This window comes from Plectonema cf. radiosum LEGE 06105, assembly GCF_015207665.1.
Classification (GTDB): Bacteria; Cyanobacteriota; Cyanobacteriia; order Cyanobacteriales; family Nostocaceae; genus Rivularia; species Rivularia radiosa_A.
The window spans coordinates 1-10,389 of the sequence record NZ_JADEWL010000189.1 but is presented as its reverse complement, the minus strand read 5'-3'; the positions used below and the strand labels follow the sequence as shown (position 1 = coordinate 10,389).

Genomic DNA, 10,389 nt, shown 5'->3' with positions numbered 1-10,389 from the left:
CCCCCTCCCCCCCTCCTCTACGGGGTGTAATTCATGCTGCTGGTGTGTTAGATGATGGTATTTTACATTCGATGACTTGGGAGCGATTTACTAATGTTATTCATCCCAAGGTTCTCGGTGCTTGGAATCTTCACGATCTAACTCAAGATTTTCCTTTAGATTTCTTTGTATTGTTCTCTTCTGCAACGGCTTTATTTGGTTCTCCCGGACAAGCTAATCACGTAGCTGCGAATGTGTTTTTAGATGCCTTAGCTCATTATCGTCAAAGTATTGGAAAACCGGGATTGAGTATCAATTGGGGAATTTGGTCTGATGTCGGTTCGGCGGCTGAACGCAATGCTGATAAAGAAATGCAGATGAAAGGAATCGGCGCGATCGCACCACAAGATGGTATTGATTTATTTGCCAAATTATTACAATTTGATACTCCTCAAATTGGTGTATTACCAATAAATTGGTCACAGTTTTTACAGCAAAATATTACTTCACCATTCTTTACTGATTTTATCTCTTCTTCTCAAATACAATCAGCAAAAACTGTAGAAACCGGATATCTGGAATCTTTATTTGCAGCTAAACCATCAGAACGTCGTTATCTTTTAGAAATGCATTTACGGACTCAAATTTCCCAAATTCTTGGTTTCTCACCAGATGAAATTGATGCAGAAAAAGGCTTTTTTGATTTGGGAATGGATTCTTTAACTTCGGTAGAATTAAAAAACCGTTTACAAAAAAGTTTGAAAATTTCCCTACCTTCAACTATAATATTCGACCAACCAACTTTAAATGCTTTATTAGATTATTTAATTGAACAAATCAATTTAGAAAATCATCAAGTAGAACAGCCAGTTGAAACAGAATTAACAGAACTTTCTGAAGATGAAGTAGCAGATTTACTGGCTCAAGAATTAATGGAAATTGAGCGAGGTAAACAATCGTGAATCAGCAACAACCCAGGGATTACCGCTCTCTAATGCAGAAAGCTTTGCACGAGCTTAAAGAAATGCGTGCCAAATTACAAGCATTAGAACAAGCAAAAACCGAACCAATTGCGATTATCGGTATGGGATGTCGTTTTCCCGGTGCTGACAATCTCCAAGCTTTTTGGGAATTATTATCTCATGGAGTTGATGCAATTTCTGAAGTTCCTCCAGATAGATGGGATATCAATGCTTATTTTGCACCAAATTCTCAAACACCAGGGAAAATAAACTCCCGTTATGGTGGATTTGTCAAGCAACTGTATGAATTTGATGCTGCATTTTTCGGAATTTCTCCTCGTGAAGCGGTTTCTTTAGACCCCCAGCAGCGATTATTATTGGAAGTTAGTTGGGAAGCTTTAGAAAATGCGGGTATTGTTCCGGTGAGTTTACAGGGAAGTAAAACTGGTGTATTCGTTGGTATTAGCAGTAATGATTATTCACAACAGCTACTAACCAGAGAAGTCACCGAAATTGATGCTTATTTAGCCACCGGGAATTCTCACAGTACCGCAGCCGGACGTTTATCATATACTTTGGGTTTAACTGGACCGAGTATAGCAGTAGATACTGCTTGTTCTTCATCTTTAGTTGCAGTTCATCTCGCTTGTCAAAGTTTACGGAATCAAGAGTGTGATACAGCACTTGTTGGGGGAGTAAATAGACTGATATCCCCTGAATTCAGCATTAACTTTTCTAAAGCGCGAATGTTAGCTGCTGACGGACGTTGTAAAACCTTTGATGCCGCAGCCGATGGATTTGTGCGAGCAGAAGGATGTGGCATTATTATACTTAAACGACTTGCGGATGCTGTAACGGATAAAAATCCGATTTTGGCATTGATTCGAGGTTCAGCAGTCAATCAAGATGGTCGTAGTAGTGGGTTAACCGTTCCCAATGGTACTTCACAACAAGCGGTAATTTCTCAAGCTTTAGAAAACAGTAAAATTGAACCATCGCAGATTAATTATATCGAAGCTCACGGTACAGGTACAAGTTTGGGAGACCCCATCGAAATTAATGCATTAGGTTCCGTTTTTGGCAAGTACCATAGTGCTGATAATCCTTTAAAAATTGGTTCGGTAAAAACCAACATCGGACATTTAGAAGCAGCAGCAGGAATCGCTGGAATAATCAAATTAATATTATCCCTGCAAAATCAAGAAATTCCCCCTCATTTACATTTTCAACAACCTAATCCCTATATACCTTGGGAAGAATTACCATTTCAGGTGACGACAGAAAGTACACCTTGGTTAATTTCTAATACACCAAGATTTGCTGGTGTGAGTTCTTTCGGTTTTAGCGGTACCAATGCTCATGTGGTAATTGAAGGCAGAAGGGAAGAAGAAAGAAGGAAGAAGAAATCAGAACACACAACTGAACGTCCTTTACATCTACTGACATTATCTGCAAAGACACCAGAAGCTTTATCAGATGTTGTAAATAATTATCAAGAATACTTGACAAATAACAATAATATAAATTTTGCGGATATTTGTTTTAGTGCCAACACAGGGCGATCGCACTTCCAAAATCGCTTAGTTCTTATTGCTGAATCTACCACCCAAGCATTAGAACAATTATCGAATTATCAAGAAACCTCACCCCCATCCCCTCTCCTTAGTAAGGAGAGGGGTGCCGGAGGCGGGGTGAGGTTATTTCAAGGCACAACATCCACTAATAAACGCCCAAGAATCGCCTTTTTCTTCACCGGAGAAAGTAGTGAATATATAAATATAGGTTGGGAATTATATCAAACTCAACCAATTTTTAAACAAGCTTTAGATAAATGTAATGAAATACTAAAATCATTAATTGATTTAGATTTACTAATTGTAAGAGGTAATAGGGAGCAGGGAATAGGGAATAGGGAACAAATAAAAAATACTACTTTATTCGCAGTTCAATACGCTCTATATAAATTATGGACAACTTGGGGTGTGCATCCTTCGGTAGTAATTGGAGATGGTATTGGTGAGTATGTTGCTGCTACTGTTGCGGGAATTTTCAGTTTAGAAGATGCATTCAAATTAGTAACAAACCGTATTAAAGCAAATTCAATTAATTATTCTTTGCCACAAATTGAGGTAATTTCCAGTGTTAGCGGAAAATTAATTGGTTCAGAAATTGCAAATCCTAAATATTGGTACGAGAAGATTTCGCAATCGGTAAACCTTAGTAAAAGTATTCAAATTATTAAGGAATTAGATTGTAATATCTGTGTGCAATTAGGAGCAAAAACTGCAAATTTACCATTAACAGGAATATTGTGGTTGCCAAGTTTAGCAGAAGATGGAAATAATCATGATTGGCAGGTGATGCTCTCAAGCTTGGCTCAGATGTATGTAAACGGAGTCAATATTGATTGGCAAGGATTTGAGCAAGATTATCATCGAAATCGGGTTTTATTACCAACTTACCCATTTCAACGTCAGCTTTATTATGTTGATGTCGCTCCTAAAACAACAAGAGATATTACCCAAAGGGATATTTTACATTCACTTTTGGGAGAAAAACTCGATTTATCCCGTTCAAACACAATTTATTTTCAACATTCTTTGAATCCAAATAATCCTGCTTATCTACAACAGCATCAAGTTTTTCAAAAAGTCATTCTCCCCGGTGCGGGTTATATAGAAATGGCTTTAGCCGCAGGAAGCATTTTATTTAATACGGATAATTTAGTTTTAACAAATCTGGAAATTCTCCAACCTTTAATATTTTCTGATGATGCACCGACAACTACTCAAGTAGTTTTAGTACCGCAGCAAGAAGAAGAAAATATATTTGAATATACTTTTGAAATATTCAGTTTAATCACAGCAGAAGATACATGGGTAGTTCATGCAAAAGGAAAGATAAAAAAATGTAGAGACGTAATACATTACGTCTCCCAAATACATGACAAAGACGGAATGTCTGACATTTCTATATCAAATTATTATCAAGAATTCCAAAAACGCGGTATTGAATATGGAGAAAGTTTTCAAGCTATAACTGAATTATTTGGTAGCAAAAATCAAGCTTTAGGAAAAATTCAATTACCCCCAGAATTAACAAATTATGGTTATAAACTGCATCCTGTACTATTAGATGCGGCTTTTCAGGTAATTGGAGCAGCTTTGAATTGGGAAGATTTAACGGATATTTATCTACCAATTGGTTTGGAAAGTTTAAGCTTTTATGGTAATGTCAATGATTCTTTTTGGAGTTCGGTAAAAATTCGTCCTCAGCAAAATCCATTTCCTAAATTATTAATAGCTGATGTGGAATTAATAGCTGATAACGGAGAAGTTATTGCTAAGTTAGAAGGTTTACAACTCAGAAGAACTAATCCTCAAACTGTTTTGGGAAATAATTCCAAATCAGAATCTTTGGAAGATTGGTTATATGAAATAGAATGGCGCATTCAAGGGGATATAGAGAAAGCTTTTCCCGATTATTTCCCAATTCCTTCAATAGTACGAGATAATTTACTTCCAAATTTAGAAAAATCTTTAACACAACCTGAATTACAAACTTATCAAGAATTTTTACTACAACTTGAAGAATTAAGTATTGCTTATGTGTTATATGCTTTTAATTCCCTAAATTGGAAATTTAACCCCGATCAACTTTTTTCTAGTTCTGAATTAATTCACAGTTTAGGAATAGTACCTCAACATCAGCAATTGTGCGATCGCCTTTTACAAATGCTGGTAGATTCGGGTTATGTTCAACAGCAGGAAGAACAATTTCAAGTTATCAAACAACCGCAAATAGAAAATCCGCAAATTCAATATCACAATTTATTAGCTCAGTATCCGAGTGCTACTGCTGAGTTGACATTATTGCATCGTTGTGCAATGAATTTGGCTGATGTTTTGCAAGGTAAAGTTGACTCTTTACAATTACTTTTTCCTCAAGGTGATTTAACTACTGCTACCCAACTTTACCAAGATTCACCAGGTGCAAAATTAATGAATTCTTTGGTACAGCAGGTTGTGGAGTTATTGTTAAAAAACAAGCCTGAAAATAGACACTTAAGAATTCTAGAAATTGGTGCGGGAACTGGAGGAACAACAGCATATTTACTACCATCTCTTGATGGTAAAACTGAATATACTTTTAGTGATGTTTCGCCGCTATTTCTTCATAAAGCAAAGCAGAAGTTTTCAAAATATGATTTTGTAGAATATCGAACTTTAGATATTGAAAAATCTCCTGTTAATCAAGATTGGGAGTTGGAACAATATGACATTATTATTGCGGCGAATGTTTTACACGCGACTTGTAATTTAGAGCAAACTTTGACTCATGTACGGCAGTTGTTATCACCGTTAGGACAACTTGTATTATTAGAAGGTACTCAACCCCAGCGATGGTTGGATTTGATTTTTGGTTTAACTGATGGTTGGTGGCGTTTTACAGATACCAATTTACGTTCGGATTACCCTTTGATATCTTTTTATCAGTGGGAATCGGTTTTATCGAAGTGTGGATTTGAGGAGGTAGCGGGGTTTGAAGCGCAACCGCAAGGGGTGGTTTTGGCGCGGAAGACTGGGAATTTAATTAACCGCAGAGACGCAGAGTACGCAGAGGGAAGAGATGGAGAGGGATGGTTGATTTTTGCGGATAGTCATGGTTTGGGTGAGGAGTTAGCTCGACAGTTGGGAAGTGATTGTGTTTTGGTTTTTCCGGGAGAAGGTTATCAAGAGTTAGGTGAATTCCGTTATCGAGTTAATCCTTTACGTAAAGATGATTTTGAACGGTTGTTGGAAGGTGTTGCTGTAGAAAAGGTGGTGCATTTATGGAGTTTGGATATACCCACATCTCAAGTAACTGATGAGCAATTAGAGTTATCTTCGCAATTAGGTTGTGCTAGTGCTTTACATTTAGTCCAATCTATGGATAGTAGACAATCTTTGTGGTTGGTTACTCAAGGTGCGATCGCGATTGCAAATAATCACGTTTCAAATGTGATTCAGTCTCCGTTATGGGGTTTGGGAAAGGTGATTAGTTTGGAGCATCCATTATCTGGTGGTTTTTGTATCGATTTAGATCCAACTGTTCCGATAAGGGAACAAGCTTCGGGGTTAATTACGGAAATATTATCAAATAATCAGGAACAGCAAGTAGCGTTTCGTGAACAACAGCGTTATGTTCCCCGGTTGGTACGAACTCAATCGCTGTTATCGAGGAATTTGTTAGAAATACCGGAAAATCAACCGTTTGAATTGGGTATATCAGCACGGGGAACTTTGGAAAATCTGCAATTGCAACCTCTCTCAAGACGCAAACCCCAAGGAAACGAAGTAGAAATTCATGTTATAGCAACGGGTTTGAATTTTATTGATGTGCTTGATGCTTTGGGTTTATTACCTTTTGAGCGTAATTGGTTTGGGGTGGAATGTGCTGGTGAAGTTGTTGCGGTGGGAGATAATGTAGAAGATTGGAAGCCGGGAGATGCGGTAATTGCTTTAGCACCAAGTAGTTTTAGTCAATTTGTAACTACTGACGCTCGGATGGTTGTTCTTAAACCGCAAAATCTCAGCTTTGAGGAAGCTGCTACTATTCCAGCAAATTTTTTGACTGCATATTATGCCTTAAATAAAATAGCCAAAATTTCCACCGGAAAGCGGGTTTTGATTCACGCTGCTGCTGGGGGAACTGGAATGGCTGCGGTGAAAATCGCTCAACTTGTTGGTGCGGAAGTATTTGCAACTGCGAGTCTCTCTAAATGGGAGAAACTTGAAGCAATGGGAATTAAGCGTCAACATATTTTTAATTCCCGTACCCTTGATTTTGCTGATGAAATCATGATGGTAACGCAAGGGGAAGGAGTAGATATTGTTCTTAATTCATTGTCTGGAGATTTTATTGATAAGGGTTTTTCTGTTTTAAAAGCTGATGGGTGTTTTCTCGAAATTGGCAAACGGGATGTATGGAGTTTAGAACAGGTAAAACAGGTTAAGCCAAATGCACAATACGCTTTAATTGATTTGATGAGTCTCGCTCAACAGCAGCCAGATTTAATTCAGTCAATGTTGCAAGATTTGATGCAGCTATTTGAAACTGAGCAACTTCAACCTTTACCACGTCAAGTTTTTTCTATTCAAGATGTAATATCGGCTTTCCGTCGTATGCAGCAAGGGAAGCATATTGGGAAAGTTGTGATTTCGCAAACCTCACAAACCTCACCCCCAACCCCTCTCCTTATTAAAGAGAGGGGAGATGAAGCGCAGCTTTATCGAGGTGAGGTTGTGAGTTCACAAGAAAATACGACACCTCTAACCCCTCTCCTTGACAAGGAGAGGGGAGATGAAGCGCAGCTTTATCGGGGTGAGGTTATTACTTGTCAAGAAAACGCTACTTATTTAATCACAGGTGGACTCGGAGATTTAGGTTTATTATTTGCAGATTGGTTAATACAAAAAGGTGCGAAAAATTTAGTATTAGTTAGTCGTCGTGATATTGATGCAGAAATTCAACAGCGTATCCAAGCTTTAGAAAACTCTGGCGCTAAAGTAATGGTTGCTCAAGTTGATGTCACCGATAAATCAAAACTTGCTGAATTAATATCAAATATCAAATCATTACCACCTTTACGGGGTGTGATTCATGCTGCTGGTGTATTGGATGATGGAGTATTACAACATTTAACTTGGGAAAGATTCATTAATGTACTAAATCCTAAAATGTTAGGGGCTTGGAATTTACACATTTTAACTCAAGATTTACCCCTTGACTTTTTTGTCATGTTCTCCTCTGCTGCTTCTTTATTTGGTTCTCCTGGACAAGGTAATCATGTTGCCGCAAACACATTTTTAGATAGTTTAGCTCACTATCGTCAATCAAAAGGAATGCCGGGATTAAGTATTAATTGGGGTGTTTGGTCAAAAATTGGAGCAGCTGCAAAACGTGGAGTTAGCCAGCAAATGCAATTACGTGGTGTAGGAGAAATTTCCTCACAACAAGGTTTAGAAATATTTCAAAGGTTGTTAACTCAAAATTCACCTCAAGTGGGAGTTATTCCCGTTGATTGGGACAAGTTTTTACAACAAAATATTTCATCACCATTTTTTGCAGACTTTCTGAATTCAAAGCCAGAATTACTTAAACAAGAGTCGGAATTTTTACAACAATTAGAAAGAGTAAATATAGGCGATACACCTTTAGGTGTCGGCGAAGCCTATCGCTCTTCTATTGTCATGGGACATCTGCAAGCTGAAGTCGGTAAAGTTCTCGGACTTCCTTCTAATCAATTACCTGGTTTACAACAAGGCTTTTTTGATTTGGGGATGGATTCGTTGATGACGGTGGAATTAAGAAATCGTTTAGAAACTAGTTTAGGAATTTCTATTCCTGCCACCGTGATTTTTGAATATCCTACTATTGCTGATTTGGCTGAGTATTTGGTTGGGGAGGTGTTTGGAGAAAGGGAGGAATATGTTTTTAACGCAGAGGAGCGCGGAGGTAAACGCGGAGGAGCGCAGAGTTTTTCGGTTGATAGTGGAGAGGAAGATGAGGTAATCGCAGAATTAGCAGCTTTGGAGAAATTATTGAGGGAATAGAAATATGAGTATTGAATTTACTAAAGAACGAGTTTTATCAGCTTTGAAGGAAGCTAGAACTAAACTCGAAGCTGTGGAAAAGTCGAAGAATGAGCGTGTAGCTATTGTTGGTATGGCTGGACGTTTTCCTGGAGCTAATAATATTGATGAGTTTTGGCAAAATCTTTGTAATGGAGTTAATTCGATTCAGTTTTTATCTGATGAAGAACTTCTGAATGCTGGTGTTGATGTGGATGTTTTAAATCGTCCTAATTACGTCAAAGCTTATTCTAGTTTCCCGGATTTTGATGGTTTTGATGCGGGCTTTTTTGGTTATTCTCCTAGGGAAGCTGAAGTTATAGATCCTCAGCATCGGGTGTTTTTGGAGTGTGCTTGGTCAGCTTTGGAACAAGCTGGATACGATCCGGAACAATACAATGGTGCAATTGGTGTTTATGGTGGTTCGTCGCTTAATAGTTATATTATTAACCTTTATTCAAACTCAAATTTAAGAACAAATACTGATAACGTTCAAGCAGTTATTAGTAATGTAATGGGATTAATGCCCACAAGGGTATCTTATAAATTAAATCTTACTGGTCCAAGTTGTGGGGTACAAACTGGCTGTTCTACTTCTTTGGTAAGCGTGCATCTTGCTTGTCAAAGTTTGCTGAATGGTGAATGCGACATGGCTTTAGCTGGTGGTGTTTCGGTTGCTGCTTCCGGTAAATCTGGTTATCTTTATCAAGAGTCGGGTGTATTATCTCCCGACGGATATTGTCGCTCTTTTGATGCTCGTGGTGAAGGAACGGTTTTTGGTAATGGTGTTGGCATAGTCGTATTAAAAAAACTCAGTGATGCATTAGCCGATGGTGACTGTATTTATGCGGTTATTAAAGGTTCGGCAATTAACAATGATGGTTCCCACAAAGTTGGGTTAACTGCTCCTAGCGTTACGGGACAAGCAAATGTCATCGCTACAACTTTAGAAAAAGCCGGAATCAATCCCGAAACCATTGGTTATATTGAAACCCACGGAACCGGAACCCCATTAGGAGATCCAATTGAAATTGCAGCATTAAATAAAGTATTTCGTCAACATACCCAAGCTAGAAATTTTTGTGCTTTAGCTTCGGTGAAAAGTAATATCGGACATTTAGATGCTGCTGCGGGAATTGCGGGTTTAATTAAAGTAGCCTTAGCGGTAAAATATGGCAAAATTCCCCCCAGTCTTAACTTTGAATCTCCCAATTCTCAAATAGATTTTGATAACAGCCCTTTTTACGTTAATCAGAAATTGCGTGATTGGGAAAGCAACGGTACCCCACGACGAGCTGCTGTTAGTTCCTTTGGGATGGGTGGGACGAATGCTCATATGGTGTTGGAAGAAAGTAACCTCACCCCGCCTTCGGCACCCCTCTCCTTAACAAGGAGAGGGGAAGGGGGTGAGGTTGATTCGTGGCAACTGTTATTAATTTCTGCTAAAACCCCAACAGCGTTATCTACTGCTACGACTAATCTCTCAGAATATTTAAAATCCCATTCAGATACAAACTTAGCTGATGTTGCTTACACATTACAAATAGGAAGACAAGCGCTCGAACAAAGACATTTTGTTGTTTGTCAAAATCATCAACAAGCAATTCAAGCTCTGAGTAATATTAATGATGATTCAGCAACTAAAACGAACCAAGCTGCAAATAAAACTCTCGTTTTCATGTTTTCGGGACAAGGTAGTCAATATGAGAACATGGGACGAGAATTATATGAAACACAACCAGTATTCCGAGAAACTTTAGATAAGTGTTGTACCTTGCTAAAACCTCATCTCGGTTTTGATTTACAAACTCTTATTTTCCCCCCATCCCCTCCCC

General features: G+C 38.2%; 3 protein-coding genes. All 3 read left to right on the top strand.

Annotated elements, in window-relative coordinates:
• On the top strand, positions 1–941 hold a 941-nt coding region (locus tag IQ247_RS29240; RefSeq protein ID WP_193925363.1), incomplete at its 5' end, for a beta-ketoacyl reductase.
• The gene (locus IQ247_RS29235) at positions 938–8,536 is read left to right on the top strand and encodes an SDR family NAD(P)-dependent oxidoreductase (RefSeq protein WP_322745600.1); all 7,599 of its coding nucleotides are present in this window, start codon (positions 938–940) and stop codon (positions 8,534–8,536) included. The genes IQ247_RS29240 and IQ247_RS29235, both read left to right, overlap by 4 nt.
• Positions 8,537–8,540: 4 nt before the next feature.
• On the top strand, positions 8,541–10,389 hold a 1,849-nt coding region (locus IQ247_RS29230), incomplete at its 3' end, for a type I polyketide synthase (RefSeq protein ID WP_193925361.1).